A 15987-nucleotide genomic window follows, 5' to 3' on the forward strand; every position below is an offset into this window, starting at 1 on the left:
AAGCGTAAAGAGAGACCCGCCGGGACGGCGGGCAGAGGGTCAGGCGCTTTCGAAAATACGGGTCAGAACAAACTCCCGGTGCCCCAGCGCTTCAGCGGCGGTCAGGCGGCCATTGGCGGTGCGCAACAGGCTCTCCAGCAGCGCATCCCCCGCGCCGTCGAGATTCATTTCGCGGCGTAAAATCGCCGAGACATCCACATCAATGTGTTCCGACATGGTGCGCACGGTGCGCGGATTGGCGCACACCTTGATCACCGGGAGGATCGGGTTGCCGATCACGTTGCCCTGGCCGGTGGGGAAGAAGTGCGCTACATAACCCCCGGCGGCGCACAGCGTCACCATTTCGGCGGCGGCGGAGGAGGAGTCCATAAACCACAGCCCCGGCCCGGTGGGCATTTCGGCTTTATCCAGCACGCCGTCCACCCGGCATTTCTTGCCGATTTTCTGGATGTTGCCGAGCGCTTTCTCTTCGATGGTGGTCAGCCCGCCTTCGATATTCCCTTTCGTCGGCTGCGACTCGGACAGATCGCTGGTTTTCCAGCGGTCGATCATCGCGCTGTAGCGGTCGAACATAAACTGGAATTTCTGGCGCACATCGTTATTAGCGCAGCGCGCCGCCACCAGATGCTCGCCGCCGGTCAGCTCTGAGGTTTCACCGAACAGCAGGGTGTTGCCATTCTCATACAACCGGTCGAACAGGTTGCCCACGGCAGGGTTGGCACCGCAGCCGGAGGTGGTATCCGATTCGCCGCACTTGGTGGAAACCCACAGCTCGCTGATATCGCACATTTCGCGCTGGAGTTCAGAGGCATATTGCGAAAACTCGCGCGCTTTACGCGATGCATTGCAGATGGTGTTGTGATCGCCGTTCTGCTCAATCCAGAAACCGGCGACCGGTTTGCCGGTGGCTTTAATGCCATCCACCACGCGTTGGGTCCAGCCCGGCTCGATGCCGATGACGATCACCGCCGCCACGTTAGGGTTGCAGCCGGTGCCAATCAGGGTGCGAAAGTGCAGCTCCAGATCTTCGCCAAACTGCAAACGCCCGTAAGGATGCGGCAGGGCGATGGTGCCTTTAATGTTGTTCGCGACCGCTTCTGCCGCCGCGTTGGAGATATCGTCCACCGGCAGCACAATCACATGGTTGCGGATACCGACCCGGCCATTTTCACGGCGATAACCTGCAAACTGACGTCCTTTGATTTCCATCATTACCACCTTTTGGTTTTCACGTTGTGTACATGCAGATGTTCGCCTTGCTTGATTGCCGAGACCACGCGGCCAATGTCTTCGCCATATTTAATGACTGAATCATTGACGGCGAGATCGCGGATCGCCAGCTTATGGCCGATAGGGATGTCATTTTTCACTTCAAATTCAATGGTCTTGTTCTGGTCCATAATCCAGCCGGTCAGCTTCTGTCCGGCTTCGACGCCCTCTATGACCACCACGCCTACTGAATCACCGTCATCGTGTACAACAAAATCGATACTCATGTTCGCCTCCGTTTAGTGCACATTAAATCAACTCATGTATATGACATATATTAAATGACTTTAAAGGGGCAAATTTATTTTCCTCTGATGGCGGTTTTTTGAGATCCGGCTCACGAATAGCGGGGTATCGCCCGCAGGCTGCTGACAGGGAAAAGGGTTAATCGTTTAAATCGATGATTAATAATACTTTATTTAATAAGGGCTTTAAGATGTGAAAAAAATGTGATCGCTACAAGAGTTCTGGGGAACAGAGGCGATCGCGATCACTTTTTGTTCGATTGCTTTTTGCAGTTCGCGGCGCGGGTCACTATAGATAACGTTAGTCATGTATATGACACAGGAATAACGCTTAGCCGTTCGATCCGGCCCCTTAAACAATCCGTGGAGAGACATATGTCCAGTAACTGGTTAAAGAAAGCGAGTAAAACACCGGAGTCCAACACGTTTGAAGCGCGTCGCGTGGTGGATGAGATGCTCGCCACCATTAAAGAGCAGGGTGAAGAGGCGGTGCGTCGCTACGCCAGTAAACTCGATAACTGGTCGGGTGACATCATGTTGACCCCGGAACAGATCGCCACCCAAATCCGCGAAGTGCCCGGCGATGTGCGTCGCGATATCGATTACGCCATCGAGCAGGTTTATACCTTTGCCTGCGCCCAGCGTGAATCGGTGAAGGATTTTGAAGTCACGTTACCTTCCGGGCTGGTGGCGGGTCAAAAAGTGCTGCCGGTCACCACTGTCGGCTGCTACGCGCCCGCAGGCCGCTACGCCCACATTGCCTCCGCCTATATGGGCGTAGCGACCGCCAAAGCAGCAGGCGTGAAAAACATTATTGCCTGCTCCAGCCCCTATTTAGGGCAGTCGATTCATCCTTGCGTGCTGTATGCGTTTCACCGCGCAGGAGCGCACACCATTATGACGCTGGGTGGCGTGCAGGCCATTGCTTCGATGGCGTGGGGGCTGTTTACCGGTAAGCCTGCTGATGTAGTCGTCGGGCCGGGCAACAAATTCGTCGCGGAAGCCAAGCGCACGCTGTTTGGTCAGGTGGGGATTGACGTGTTTGCCGGGCCGTCGGAAGTGGCGGTGATCGCCGACGACACTGCCGACGCCCATATCGTCGCCAGCGATCTGGTCGGCCAGGCCGAGCACGGGCATGAATCCCCCGCCTGGCTGTTCACCACCTCCCACGCCCTGGCGCAAGAGGTGCTGGAACGCGTCCCGCAGCTTATCGACCAGCTCCCGCCGGTGGCCCGCGATGCCGCCAGCTGCGCCTGGCGCGATTACGGCGAAGTGATTGTCTGCGACACCCGTGAAGAAGTGGTGGAGATTTCCGACCGCTACGCCTCCGAGCACCTTGAAGTCCACGCCAGCGATCTCAACTGGTGGCGCGATAACCTGAGCTGCTACGGCTCGCTGTTCCTCGGCGAAGAGACCACCGTGGCGTTCGGCGACAAGTGCAGCGGCCCTAACCACGTCCTGCCGACCAAAGGCGCGGCGCGCTATTCCGGCGGCCTGTCGGTGCACAAATTCCTGAAAACCCTCACCTGGCAGCAGATGTCACGGGAAGCGGTGCCGCAAATCGCCGAGACCACGGCGCGCATCTCGCGGCTGGAAGGCATGGAAGCGCATGCCCGTACCGCAGAAGTTCGGCTGGAGAAATATTTCGCCGGCGAGTCTTTCCTGACCGGCGTCCCGGTCACCCGTTGAGGAATTACTATGCAACCTTCAGCTCTGTTTGATTTGACCGGCAAAACCGCGCTGGTCACCGGCGGCGGTAGCGGGATCGGCGCAGCGATGGCCGAAGCGCTGGCGCAGTCCGGGGCGACGGTGATTATCGCCGCCCGGCGCGAAGGCCAACTGGCCGAAACCGTCCAGCGCCTGTCAGCCGCGGGTGGGCGCGCCAGTTACCTGTGCGCGGATATCACCCAAAAAGCGGATATCGACAAACTGGCGGCGGCCTGCGGCGCGGTGGATATCCTGGTCAACGCGGCGGGCGTCAATTTGCGCCAGCCGTTTGAAGAGGTCAGCGAGTCGGCGTGGGACCAACAGCTGGCGCTGCATCTCAAAGCGCCGTTTTTCCTGACCCAGGCGCTGGCCCCGGGCATGGCCCGGCGGCGCTGGGGGCGGATTATTAATATTGCCTCGCTTCAGTCGACGCGAGCGTTTGCCAACAGCGCGCCCTACGGCGCAGGCAAGGGCGGCGTGGTGCAGCTAACGCGGGCCATCGCGCAACGCTGGGGGCGTGACGGCGTCACGTGCAACGCCATTGGGCCGGGCTTTTTCCCCACCGCGTTAACCGGGCCGGTATTTGCTGACGACGCGCTGCGTGAACGTCACGCGCAGCACACCTGTCTGGGGCGCAACGGCGAGATGGAAGATCTGTTTGGCGTGACGCTGTTTCTCGCCAGCAACGCCAGCGCCTATATCACCGGGCAAACCCTGATGGTCGACGGCGGATATAGCGCCATTTGATCTCTTCTATTCAGCGCAGAGGAACACATCATGCAAAAACCCGCTGCCGGTAACCTGCGACGCGTTACGGTGTCCAGCCTGTTCGGTTCGACCATTGAATGGTATGACTTCTTTCTCTACGGCACCGTCGCCGGGATGGTGTTTAACAAACTCTATTTCCCGGAAGGCGATCCGTTTATCACCACGCTGCTTTCCTACGGCGTGTTCGCCATCGGCTTTTTGACCCGGCCCCTCGGGGCGATTATTTTCGGCCACTTCGGCGACACCCTGGGCCGCAAAAATATGCTGATCCTGACGCTGGTGATCATGGGCGGCGCGACGGTGGTGATAGGGCTGATACCCAGCTATCAGCAGATTGGCCTGTGGGCACCGTGTTTACTGATTGCCTGTCGCATGATTCAGGGCATCGGCCTCGGCGGCGAATGGGGCGGTGCGGTGCTGATGACCTATGAATCGGCCCCGGAAAAGAACCGCGCGTTCTTCGCCAGTATTCCCCAGGTCGGCATGTCTCTCGGGCTGCTGCTGGCCTCCGGCGCGATTGGCCTGGCGTCGTTCACGCTCTCCGATGAGGACTTTATGTCCTGGGGCTGGCGCGTGCCGTTCCTGCTCAGCGGGGTGTTTGTGATTATCGGCACCTACATCCGTAAAAACGTGGCGGAAACCGAGGACTTCCTGAAAGCCAAAGAAAAGCAAAAAGATGCGCCGAAGCGTATCCCGCTGGTGGAATTGTTCCGCACCCATACCCGGCTGGTATTCACCTGCATGGGGATGCGCCTGATCGACGGGGTGTTCTTTAACATCTTTGGGGTGTTTTCACTGACTTACCTGACGCAGACCCTGGACATTCCGCGCGACCAGGCGATTGTGGCGATACTCGGCAGCGCCTTTGTGATGAGCTTCTTTATTCCGTTCTGGGGCTACATGGCGGACCGCTGGGGACGGGCGCGGGTCTACGCCATGGGAGCGGCGCTGTCCGGGCTGTCGGCCTTCCCGGCTTTTGCGATTATGCATTACAACGCGGATCAAATCTGGCTGGTGTGGGCAGCGATCATCGTGCCGTTCGGGATTTTCCATGCGGCGGTGTTTGGCACCATGTCGTCGGTCTATTCGGAGTGTTTCGACGCGTCGGTGCGCTATACCGGCATTTCGTTTGCCTACCAGATTTCCGGCGTCTTCGCCGGGGGCTTAACGCCGGTGCTGGCGACCCTGTTCTCTGAATCGCTGGGCGGCGAGCCGTGGCTCATCTGCGCCTACGTGCTGGTTATCGGCCTGATCAGCGCCGCCTGCGCGGTGTATCTGTGGCGACGCACCCACGGCGCGGGCCGTGTGGCGATCGCCCAATCCGTAATGATTAAGTGAGGATGCATGAAAGCACTTGTCTATACCCGCCCGCTGGGCGTTGAGATTCAGGAGCGGCCTTATCCGCAACTGCCGGAAGGCGGTGACCAGGTGGTGATCCGCATTGCCGCCGCCGGGATTTGCGGCTCGGATATGCACGCCTTTCACGGCAAAGATCCGCGCCGCCAGCCAGGGCTGGTGCTGGGGCATGAGCTGTCTGGCGAAATCGTCGAAAGCCAGTCGCCGCGCTTTACGCCGGGCCAGCGGGTCACCGCCAATCCGCTGATCACCTGCGGGCAATGCGATTACTGCCGGGAAGGGCGCGACAACCTGTGCAGCGACCGCCATATGATCGGCATGGACTGGCCGGGCGCGTTCGCCGAATACATAGCGATCCCTGCGGCCTCGGTGGTGGCGCTGCCTGATGGATTATCCTTGCAGGACGCGGCAATCACCGAACCCGCCGCTACCGTGGTGCACGCCCTGCGCCTGACGCAGCAGGCGATGCAGATGCCGCTGGCCGATGCCAGAGTGCTGGTGATCGGCGGCGGGGCTATCGGTCTGCTGACGGTGCTGGTGCTGCGGGCCTGGGGATGCCGACAAATCACCCTGGCAGAAACCAACCCGCTGCGCGCCAACACCGCGCAGCAGTATACCGGCTGCGAGTGCGTGAGCCCCATCGAGCAGGCGATTGATGAATCCAGCCGTCAGGTGGTGATTGACGCGGTGGGGTCCGCCATCACCCGCAAGCTGGCGATCAAAACCGTCAAGCCGGGCGGCGTGGTGATGCATATCGGTTTGCAGGACTGGGACAGCGAAATTGATATGCGCAAAATCACCCTTGGGGAGATCACGCTGCTGGGCACCTACACCTACACCATGGAAGATTTTCACTTAACGCTGTCGATGCTGGAGCAGGGCGCATTTGGCACGCTGGGCTGGATAGAACAGCGAGAGCTGCTGGACGGACAGCTGGCGTTTGATGACCTGGAGTTTCAGCGGGTGTCATCCGCGAAAATCTTACTCATCCCCTGACGGTAAGACGGTAAAAAGAGAGCGGCAAAAAAGCCGCTCTCTTTATATGTGATTAACCTAACGGCGGATAATCGGTATATCCCGTTGCGCCAGGTGCATAGATAGTGGCGTTATTCAGCTCGTTAAACGGCCCTTGCTGGCTAAAACGCGCCACCAGGTCGGGGTTAGCGATATACAGTTTGCCGAACGCGGCGGCATCCGCGTCGCCACGTTCAATCAGCGCTTCCGCCGACTGCCGGGTCAGCCCTTCATTGGCAATCCACGCGCCGGTGAACTTCTGTTTCACCTGTGGCCCCACGCGACCGGGGAAGTCCTGCGATTCGCGGGCGAAGATATAGGCCACATTGCGCAGGCTGAGCTGTTCCGCCACGTAGCTGAACAGCGCCAGCGGGTTACTGTCTTCCATGGAATAGGAGTTGGACATCAAATTCAGATGCACGCCCAGCCGGTCGGCGGGCCAGACGTCAAGCACCGCGTCCACGGCTTCCAGCAAAAAGCGGGCGCGATTTTCAATGCTGCCGCCGTAGCGATCGGTACGCTTGTTGGAGCCGTCATGCAGGAACTGATCGAACAGATAACCGTTGGCGGCATGGATTTCCACGCCGTCGAACCCGGCGCGTTTGGCGTTTTGTGCCGCACGCACAAAATCCGCCACGATGGCCGGGATCTCTTCGGTTTCCAGCGCGCGCGGGGTTTCATACGGGCGCTGGGGGCGCACGGTGGTGACATGACCTTCCGGCGCGATGGCGCTGGGGGCGACCGGCAGTTCGCCGTCGAGGAATATCGGGTCGGAAACGCGGCCCACGTGCCAGAGCTGACTGACGATTTTACCGTCCGCCGCATGCACCGCATCGACGATCTCTTTCCACGCCTGCACCTGTTTTTCCGACCAGATGCCCGGCGTATTGGGGTAGCCGACGCCCTGTGGCGTAACCGAAGTGGCTTCGGTGAAGATCAGCCCGGCGCTGGCGCGCTGGACGTAATATTCTTTGGTCAGCGGGCCGGGCGCGCGATCGTCTACCGCACGCATGCGGGTCAACGGGGCCATTACGATGCGGTTTTTCAGCGCAAGCGCGCCGATTTTTACGGGGTCATACAGGGTTGGCATAGGTTTCTCCGGGTCTGAATCGTGCCCTCATTATGGACGCCCGGAGAAACGGCGGTTATCACTTTATGCGCTTAATTATTCCCGCCGGTGCTTACAGCGGCATGGATTTTCTGATCGAGGCTAACAGCAACTGCGCGCCCGCCGAGAGCGGTTTATCGACGCGGGTCAGAATGCCGATGGGTTCACCCACGCCGGGGTTGGCGATGGGCAGGGCGATCAGGGTGTTCTGGCGCAAATCCTCTTTCACCGCGCCGGACGGCACAAACCACACGTAGTCGTAATCCACGGTTAGCTGGCGCGACAGCGATGCGGAGAGCGTCTCAATGCAGGAGTTCGGCAGCTTGCAGTTCTGGCTCGCCAGCAGTGCGTCGGCGTGCTGACGCGGCGCGGTGCCTTTCGGGGAGATCACCACCGGCCACTCCAGCACCCGGCTCAGGGTAATGGTATCGGCTAACAGCGGGTGATTAGGGCGCACCACCAGCTTCATCGACTCCAGAAACAGCAGCTCATAATTAAGCCCGGTCATCATTTCCGGGTCGGACATGCGCCCAATGCCTAAATCCAGCTCGCCGGATTTCAGGCCCGACAGCAGCATCGGGTTATTCATGGTAGCGACCTGGAGGGTCAGGTTGGTTTGCTGCTTGTGAAACGGGCCGATCACCGCAGGCAGAATGCCCAGCGCGGCGGTAGGCAGCGCGCCGATGCGCACTACGTCTTTGGATTGTTCTTCTTTGCGCGACAGGGACTGCCCGGCGTGGTTTAGCGCATCCAGCACTTTAATGGCGTGGGTGAGGAACTGCTCGCCCACCAGCGTCAGCTGCGCGCCCAGGCGGCCGCGATCGAACAGGCGCTCTCCCGTGAGTTGCTCAAGTTCATTGAGCGTTTTTGATAAGGCAGGCTGGCTTAAGTTAAGGGTTTCTGCCGCACGCCCCAGCGTTCCCTGTTGAGCGACGGCGACGAATGTATGTAAATGGCGCAAACGAATGCGCTGACTGAACAAACCGTTTTTTTCCATAAGCGATGTTAAAAACGAAACGTGATCCGTGACAAGAAAAGTTGTGTGATTTTGATAACTTGATAGCAAATAATAATTAACATTACGGCATTTAAATTAACAAAACAACGCGGATATATGCTAATTATTGGGTATTTGCCCAGGAGTTGTCTGAAGATCAAATCCGGCGTTCGGCTTATAAAATCATCACCCTGGCCTGAGATCACAGATTCCACATTCTTCCCGTCAACGTATTCCGTCGTTTCCTACAATCTCAGCAATATTCACTGGAGAAATGACATCATGGCGAACAGCATCACGGCAGATGAGATTCGGGAACAATTTTCGCAGGCTATGTCAGCGATGTACCAGAAAGAGGTACCCCAGTACGGCACGCTGCTTGAGCTGGTGGCGGATGTGAACCTGGCGGTGCTGGAAAATAATCCGCAACTGCATGAACAACTGGTCAATGCCGACGAACTGGCGCGCCTGAATGTGGAGCGCCACGGGGCAATCCGGGTCGGAACGGCGGAGGAGTTATCCACGCTGCGCCGGGTGTTCGCGGTGCTGGGCATGTATCCGGTGGGTTATTACGATCTTTCTCAGGCGGGCGTACCGGTACACTCCACGGCATTTCGCCCCATCGACGATACCGCGCTGCAACGCAACCCGTTTCGCGTGTTTACCTCGCTGCTGCGCCTCGAACTGATCGAGGATCAGAAACTGCGCCAGAAAGCCGCCCGCATTCTCGCCGCCCGGGATATTTTCACGCCGCGCTGCCGCGAGCTGCTGGATATCTGTGATGCGCAGGGCGGGCTGGATGACAAACAGGCGAAAGAGTTTGTCCGGGAAGCGCTGGAAACCTTCCGCTGGCACAGCCATGCCACCGTCGATAGCGAAACCTATCAGGCGCTGAACAAGGCCCATCGGCTGATTGCCGATGTGGTGTCGTTTCGCGGCTGTCACATCAACCACCTGACGCCGCGCACGCTGGATATCGACCGCGTCCAGTCGCTGATGCCGGAATACGGCATCGAACCGAAGATGATTATCGAAGGCCCGCCGCGCCGGGAGATCCCCATCCTGCTGCGCCAGACCAGCTTTAAAGCGCTGGAAGAGCCGATTATGTTTAACGGCGAGCATCACGGTACCCATACTGCCCGTTTCGGCGAAATCGAACAGCGCGGCATTGCGCTGACCCCGAAGGGCCGGGCGCTGTATGACAAACTGCTGGGCGAGGCGGGCAGTGGCAGTGATAACCTGACCCATCAGCTCCATTTGCAGGAGGTGTTCCGGGCGTTTCCCGACAGCGACATGCTGCTGCGCCATCAGGGGCTGGCCTATTTCCGCTATCGCCTGACGCCGGTTGGGGAAACCCACCGTAAGCAGATCAATCCCGGCGACGACCCGCAGGCGCTGATTGAGCGCGGTTGGATCACCGCCCAGCCAATTATTTATGAAGATTTTCTGCCAGTCAGCGCGGCAGGGATTTTCCAGTCTAACCTGGGCGATGAAGCGCGCGGGCGCAGCCACGGCAACGCCAGCCGCGATGCGTTCGAAGAGGCGCTGGGCTGCCCGGTGCAGGATGAATTTGCGCTGTATCAGGAAGCGTCCGATCGCAGCAAACGCCGTTGCGGTTTGCTGTAAACGCGCTTTACATCCCCGGAAGGATCAGGCGCTATCACGTCAGTCTGGAGTAAGCAACTGCGCGACAAACGCTGCCATCGGTTCGCTCTCCAGCGGCGCATCGCGCAGTACCAGACGGTAGCTGGCCCCGGTTTTCACGCTCTGCGGGAATGGCCGGATCAGCCGGCCAGCGCGTAAATCCTCCGCCACCAGCCGCTCATCGGCAATCGCCACGCCAAAACCCTGGATCGCCGCGCTAATGGCTAAATCCATGGTATCGAAGTGTTGATTTTTACGCATAGCCGGGCGCGGTGACGCCTGCTGGGCCAGCCACAGCGACCAGTCGGTTTTATCCCGGGTGGGATGCAAAAACGTCAACGGTGCCAGCGCGTCCAGCGCAGCGGGAGGTTCAGTGGTGAGCGCAGGGCTGAGCACCGGCGTTAACGCCTCGTCAAACAGCAAAAAACCCTGGGTTTTGTGCGCGCCGAAAATAATCGCCGCGTCGTAGGGCTCGGTTTTGAAATTGACGTCATGATCGGTGGTGGTGGTGAGCGTTACCTGCACGTCGCTGAGCGTTTTTTCCAGCTGCATCAGCTTTGGCACCAGCCAGCGGATGGCGCAGGTCGGGGCTTTCAGGCGGATGACGTTGTGCTGCTGGCGCGCCTGCTCGGCGGTGGTCATTAGCTGTTCCCACGCGCTTTGCAGTTCCGGCAGCAGGGCGCTGCCCTGTGGCGTCAGCCGCAGACCGCGCGCGTGGCGCTCAAACAGCGCAAAGCCGAACCAGCTTTCCAGCGCGGCGATTTTACGGCTTACCGCGCCCTGGGTCAGATACAGCGTACGCGCCGCGTGGGTGAGATTAAGGTGGCGGGCGGTGACCAGAAACGCCTCAAGCGCATTTAATGGAAGAGTGCGGCGCGTCATAACGACTCCCTGAAATCCTGAGCTATGCAATTTTTGCATGGCTATTATGACAACAAATCGGTTGTAGAGCTATCGCGCTGCGGTTTGAATAGTTATGCACTCAAAACGAGAAAGGAACCATTATGTCCCATCACACGCCGGTACAATTACGCTCCAAACTGCCCGATGTCGGCACCACCATTTTTACCGTGATTGGCCAGCTTTCCGCCCAACACCAGGCGATTAATCTTTCTCAGGGTGCGCCTAATTTTCCGTGCGATCCGCAGTTGATTGCCGGGGTCACCCGGGCGATGGAAGCCAACCGCAACCAGTACGCGCCGATGACCGGGCTGGTCACTCTCAAAACGCTAATCGCTGAAAAAGTCGCGGCGCTGTACGGCGCCAACTACGACGCCGACAGCGAAGTGCTGATCACCGCCAGCGCCAGCGAAGGGATTTACTGCGCCATCAGCGGGCTGGTGCATCCGGGGGATGAAGTCATTTATTTCGAACCGTCGTTCGACAGCTATGCGCCGATTGTCCGGTTGCAGGGCGCGACGCCGGTTGCCATCAAGCTCACGGTGCCGGATTTCGCCGTGGACTGGGATGAAGTGCAGGCCGCGATTACGCCGCGCACCCGGATGATTATCGTCAACACGCCGCATAACCCGAGCGGCCAGGTGTTCAGCCGCGACGATCTGGAGAAGCTCGCCGCGATCACCCGCAATACCGATATCGTCATTTTGTCTGATGAAGTGTACGAACACATCGTGTTTGACGGGCTGAAGCACCACGGTATGGCGACCCATCCGGCGCTGGCGGAGCGCAGCGTGATTATCTCCTCGTTCGGCAAAACTTTTCACGTCACCGGCTGGCGCGTGGGCTATTGCCTGGCACCGGCGGCACTGATGGATGAAGTGATTAAAGTGCATCAGTTCCTGATGTTTTCCGCCGATACGCCGATGCAGTACGCCTTCGCCGACTATATGAGCGACCCGGCGCGCTACCTGTCGCTGGGCGAATTTTACCAGCGCAAACGCGATTTAATGCAAACGCTGCTGGCGGAATCGCCGTTTACACTGCTGCCGAGCGCCGGATCGTTCTTCCTGCTGGCGAGCTATGAACATTTCAGCGATGAAAGCGACGGCGAGATGGTGAAACGGCTGATCGTGGATTATGGTGTAGCAACGATTCCGCTGTCGGCGTTCTACACCGACGGAACCGATAATAAATTGATTCGCCTCTCTTTTGCCAAAGATGAAGCGACGTTACGGGCAGGGGCGCAGGCGCTCTGCCAGGTTAAGCCACGCTAAGAAGGGGAACACAATGAATAAAATGAAAATGCTGTGTCTGGCTCTGGGGATGGTTTCATCGTTCTCTTCTCTGGCGGCGACCGAGCTGCGCTATGGCCTGGAAGCGGAATATCCGCCGTTTGAAAGCCGTAACTCACAGGGCGAACTGGAAGGATTTGATATCGAACTGGGTAAAGCCATCTGCCAGGCCGCCAGCCTGAAATGCAGCTGGGTTGAAACCTCGTTTGATACTCTGATCCCGGGCCTGGTGGCGAAGAAATTCGATGCCATCAACTCGGCAATGAACATCACTGAACAGCGCCGTCAGAGCATCGACTTTACCCAGCCGATCTACCGCATTCCTTCTCAGCTGGTGGGTAAAGAAGGCAGCGCGCTGGACGCCACCGCAGACGCGCTGAAGGGCAAAACCATCGGCGTACTGCAAGGCTCTATCCAGGAAACCTATGCCAAAGAGCACTGGGAAAAGCAGGGCGTGGAAGTGGTTTCCTATAAAGATCAGAACCTGGCGTGGGGCGATCTGGTGAATGGCCGTATCGACGCCACGCTGGTGATGTCGGCGGCCGGCCAGGGCGGCTTCCTGAGCAAACCGCAGGGTAAAGGCTTTGGCTTTATCGGCAAACCAGTGGTTGACGATAAGATCCTCGGCAGCGGCATCGGGTTCGGCCTGCGCAAAGGCGATGCGGAAACCAAAAAACAGCTGGACGCGGCGATTGATAAAGTGCGCGCCGATGGCACTATCACCAAACTGGCTGCGCAATACTTCCCGGGGATCGACGTTAGCGTCAAATAACCGCTTCCCCTGAAAAGTAAAAACCCCGATTTCTCGCGAAACGGGGTTTTTTTATGCCGCTGGACGTTTGAAGAGAACCCGGCAACGCCGGGCCACCACAAGCTATCATCATTAATATAATTTGGTGTCCGCCCGGTATTTTTTATTGTGGTACCGGGCCCTCTCAACGAGAGGAATAAAGGCATATACACCAGGGAGAGGGTAATCCCACCCCAGGCGCGACGCAGAAACTACCCCGTCTTTTGCCGCCTGGCAAGCCCGCCAAAGGATATATTTGCGTTATGTGCGGACGTGCAAAATCACGCTTCAGATGATTCTGTTTATCCCCGCCAGCGAAACAGAAAGCGATTTGTCAAAACGTGCAAACCGCTATGATGAGATGCTGCGAAATGACCAAATAACAACAGCTTATTTTTTCTGAAAATTGACCTTTCTTTACATGGCGCAAGATAACGCGTTTTTCCTTTCGGCAAGCGTGATGGCGCGCGTGGAAAGCTATTGGCTTCAAAATGAATTTTGACTAGAGTGAGCGGTCGTAACAAATACAATAAATTGCCGCTGTTGACGCCGTGCGTCACAGTACACTTTGACTCCAAAAGGACGCGTTATCAGGCATGAATCGCAGACGTTTTATTAAAGCCTCAATGGCACTTGCCGCCGCTTGCGGTACTCCGGGTCTGATGACTCTGTTTTCCAACACCGCATGGGCGCAAGAGTCGGATATCGCCGACGGTCTGTCGCGCGCATTTGATTTTGACGTTCTGCAATCCATGGCGGGCGATTTAGCGAAAAAGCCCTGGGGCGGTGCGCCGCGTCCGCTGCCGGATACCCTGGCGACCCTGACCCCGCAGGCCTATAACAGCATTCAGTACGACGCGGAACATTCCCTGTGGAATAACATTCCTGGCCGCGAGCTGGACGTGCAGTTCTTCCACGTCGGTATGGGCTTCCGCCGCCGCGTGCGTATGTTCTCCCTGGATCCTTCCTCGCATCAGGCGCGTGAAATCCACTTCCGCCCTGAGCTGTTCAAATATCACGATGCGGGCGTCGACACCAAACAGCTGGTGGGCCAGTCTGATCTTGGCTTCGCCGGTTTCCGCGCCTTTAAGGCCCCGGAACTGGCGCGCCGCGATATCGTGTCGTTCCTGGGCGCGAGCTATTTCCGCGCCGTAGACAGCACCTACCAGTACGGCCTTTCCGCGCGCGGTCTGGCGGTAGACACCTTCACCGACACGCCGGAAGAGTTCCCGGATTTCACGGCCTTCTGGTTTGAAACCCCGAAAGCCGACGACACCACCTTTGTGGTGTATGCGCTGCTCGACAGCCCGAGCGTTACCGGTGCCTACAAATTCATTATCCACTGTGAAGAGAAGCGGGTAGTGATGGACGTTGAAAACCGCCTGTTCGCCCGTAAGGACATCAAACAGGTCGGGATCGCCCCGATGACCAGTATGTTCGCCTGCGGCACCAACGAACGCCGGATGTGCGATACCATCCATCCGCAAATTCACGACTCCGACCGCCTCGCGATGTGGCGCGGCAACGGCGAATGGGTATGCCGTCCGCTGAATAACCCGCAGCGCCTGCAGTTTAATGCCTTTACCGACAACAACCCGAAAGGCTTTGGGCTGGTGCAAACCGACCGCAACTTCGAGAGCTATCAGGACATCATGGGCTGGTACAACAAACGCCCGAGCCTGTGGGTCGAACCGACCAGCAAATGGGGCAAAGGCACCGTTGGCCTGATGGAGATCCCCACCACCGGGGAAACGCTGGATAACATCGTCTGCTTCTGGCAGCCGGAAAAGCCGGTGAAAGCGGGCGATCAGCTCAATTTCAAATACAAGCTGTACTGGAGCGGCGAGCCGCCGGTCCGCTCGCCGCTGGCGAATATTCTTGCCACCCGCACCGGGATGGGCAGCTTCCCGGAAGGCTGGGCACCAGGCGAGCATTTCCCGACCACCTGGTCGCGCCGTTTCGCCATTGATTTTATTGGCGGCAATCTCAAAGAAGCCGCGCCGAAGGGCATCGAGCCGGTGATTACGCTATCCAGCGGCGAAGCGAAGCAGATTGAAATTCTGTATGTCGAACCGTTTGACGGCTACCGCATTCTGTTCGACTGGCACCCGACGTCCGATTCGACGGAACCGGTAGAAATGCGCATGTTCCTGCGCTGCCAGGGCGAAACCATCAGCGAAACCTGGCTGTATCAGTACTTCCCGCCCGCGCCGGATAAACGTAACTACATTGACGATCGCCAGATGCGCTAACGGGGCTGGCAAATGTTGAGGGGAGCGATGGCTCCCCTTTTTACGTTATGCTAATAAAAAACTTAACCGGAGACCCCGCGTGCAAAATCCCGCTGACTGGCATGACGACATCATTATCATCAACGACACCCTGAAACTGCACTCGGTGAACGATCCGTTTATTGAGCCGCTGTATCAACTGGTCGAGCGTAATAAAGATTATCTCCAGCAGGCGATGGACTGGCCAAAGTCGGTAAACAGCAGCAACGATATCCGCCGCACCGTGCAGGGTAATTACCAGTTGCACCATCGCGGCTACGCCAAAATGTTTATGATTTTGCGTCATGACGCAGTGTGCGGCGTGATCTCTTTTAATCAGATCGAGCCGACCAACAAAGCCGCTTATATCGGCTACTGGCTGGATGAAGATTTACAGGGGCAGGGCATTATTTCTCAGGCGTTACAGGCGATGATGCAGTATTACGCCAGCGAAGGCAGCGTGCGCCGCTTCGTGATTAAATGCATCGTCACCAATCATGCCAGCAACCAGGTCGCGCTACGCAACGGCTTCACTCTCGAAGGCTGCCTGAAGCAGGCGGAGTATCTCAACGGCGCGTTTCACGATCAGAATATCTACGCGCGGATTATCGATAAGCCGTGAGCAAA

Annotated in this window: 14 protein-coding genes; 9 read left to right on the forward strand and 5 right to left on the reverse strand. The window is 58.0% G+C overall.

What is annotated here, in order from left to right; all coding sequences use genetic code 11:
• Positions 1–39 precede the first annotated feature (39 nt).
• Together FND52_RS04105 and FND52_RS04110 are read right to left on the reverse strand one after the other, a co-directional pair.
• On the reverse strand, positions 40–1209 hold the full coding sequence (locus FND52_RS04105; RefSeq protein ID WP_144129852.1) for a UxaA family hydrolase: 1170 nt from the start codon (positions 1207–1209) through the stop codon (positions 40–42).
• Between the two features lie 2 nt (positions 1210–1211).
• Positions 1212–1496, reverse strand: coding sequence for a UxaA family hydrolase (locus FND52_RS04110; protein WP_144129505.1), 285 nt, complete (start codon positions 1494–1496; stop codon positions 1212–1214).
• Positions 1497–1889: 393 nt separating this feature from the next.
• Between FND52_RS04110 and hpsN the strand changes: the two genes are divergently transcribed.
• Genes hpsN through FND52_RS04130 form a run of 4 tightly spaced genes read left to right on the forward strand, consistent with a single transcriptional unit; the run spans position 1890 to position 6341 of the window.
• Positions 1890–3203: a sulfopropanediol 3-dehydrogenase gene (hpsN, locus tag FND52_RS04115; protein ID WP_144129507.1), complete on the forward strand. Its 1314-nt coding sequence runs from the start codon at positions 1890–1892 to the stop codon at positions 3201–3203.
• A gap of 9 nt (positions 3204–3212) precedes the next feature.
• Entirely contained in the window at positions 3213–3968 is a 756-nt protein-coding gene (locus tag FND52_RS04120; protein ID WP_144129509.1) for an SDR family NAD(P)-dependent oxidoreductase, read from the forward strand.
• Between the two features lie 30 nt (positions 3969–3998).
• Complete coding sequence (locus FND52_RS04125; protein WP_125294453.1) at positions 3999–5327, forward strand: MFS transporter; 1329 nt, start codon at positions 3999–4001, stop codon at positions 5325–5327.
• A 6-nt stretch (positions 5328–5333) separates the two neighbouring features.
• Positions 5334–6341 (forward strand): alcohol dehydrogenase catalytic domain-containing protein, encoded by a 1008-nt coding sequence (locus FND52_RS04130; RefSeq protein ID WP_144129511.1) that lies wholly within the window; start codon positions 5334–5336, stop codon positions 6339–6341.
• 52 nt (positions 6342–6393) lie between these two features.
• On the opposite strand, the gene FND52_RS04135 is transcribed toward FND52_RS04130, so the two are convergent.
• Together FND52_RS04135 and FND52_RS04140 are read right to left on the reverse strand one after the other, a co-directional pair.
• Entirely contained in the window at positions 6394–7449 is a 1056-nt protein-coding gene (locus tag FND52_RS04135) for an alkene reductase (RefSeq protein ID WP_144129513.1), read from the reverse strand.
• Positions 7450–7540: 91 nt separating this feature from the next.
• On the reverse strand, positions 7541–8464 hold the full coding sequence (locus FND52_RS04140) for a LysR substrate-binding domain-containing protein (RefSeq protein ID WP_208737469.1): 924 nt from the start codon (positions 8462–8464) through the stop codon (positions 7541–7543).
• A 282-nt stretch (positions 8465–8746) separates the two neighbouring features.
• Here FND52_RS04140 and hglS point away from each other — a divergent pair, with 282 nt between their 5' ends.
• On the forward strand, positions 8747–10090 hold the full coding sequence (hglS, locus tag FND52_RS04145) for a 2-oxoadipate dioxygenase/decarboxylase HglS (RefSeq protein WP_144129514.1): 1344 nt from the start codon (positions 8747–8749) through the stop codon (positions 10088–10090).
• A gap of 39 nt (positions 10091–10129) precedes the next feature.
• On the opposite strand, the gene FND52_RS04150 is transcribed toward hglS, so the two are convergent.
• Positions 10130–10990 (reverse strand): LysR substrate-binding domain-containing protein, encoded by an 861-nt coding sequence (locus FND52_RS04150; protein WP_144129516.1) that lies wholly within the window; start codon positions 10988–10990, stop codon positions 10130–10132.
• 122 nt (positions 10991–11112) lie between these two features.
• Here FND52_RS04150 and FND52_RS04155 point away from each other — a divergent pair, with 122 nt between their 5' ends.
• The 4 genes from FND52_RS04155 to rimL all read left to right on the forward strand — a co-directional run bounded on the left by FND52_RS04155 (position 11113) and on the right by rimL (position 15982).
• The gene (locus tag FND52_RS04155) at positions 11113–12282 is read left to right on the forward strand and encodes a pyridoxal phosphate-dependent aminotransferase (RefSeq protein WP_144129518.1); all 1170 of its coding nucleotides are present in this window, start codon (positions 11113–11115) and stop codon (positions 12280–12282) included.
• Positions 12283–12295: 13 nt separating this feature from the next.
• On the forward strand, positions 12296–13072 hold the full coding sequence (locus FND52_RS04160; RefSeq protein WP_125294460.1) for an ABC transporter substrate-binding protein: 777 nt from the start codon (positions 12296–12298) through the stop codon (positions 13070–13072).
• Between the two features lie 614 nt (positions 13073–13686).
• A complete protein-coding gene (locus FND52_RS04165) occupies positions 13687–15342 on the forward strand; it encodes a glucan biosynthesis protein D (RefSeq protein WP_144129520.1) in 1656 nt (551 codons plus the stop codon).
• A gap of 79 nt (positions 15343–15421) precedes the next feature.
• Entirely contained in the window at positions 15422–15982 is a 561-nt protein-coding gene (gene rimL / locus FND52_RS04170; protein ID WP_125294462.1) for a 50S ribosomal protein L7/L12-serine acetyltransferase, read from the forward strand.
• Positions 15983–15987 lie beyond the last annotated feature (5 nt).

The sequence above is a fragment of the Atlantibacter subterraneus genome, assembly GCF_007570865.1.
Lineage (GTDB): Bacteria > Pseudomonadota > Gammaproteobacteria > Enterobacterales > Enterobacteriaceae > Atlantibacter > Atlantibacter subterraneus.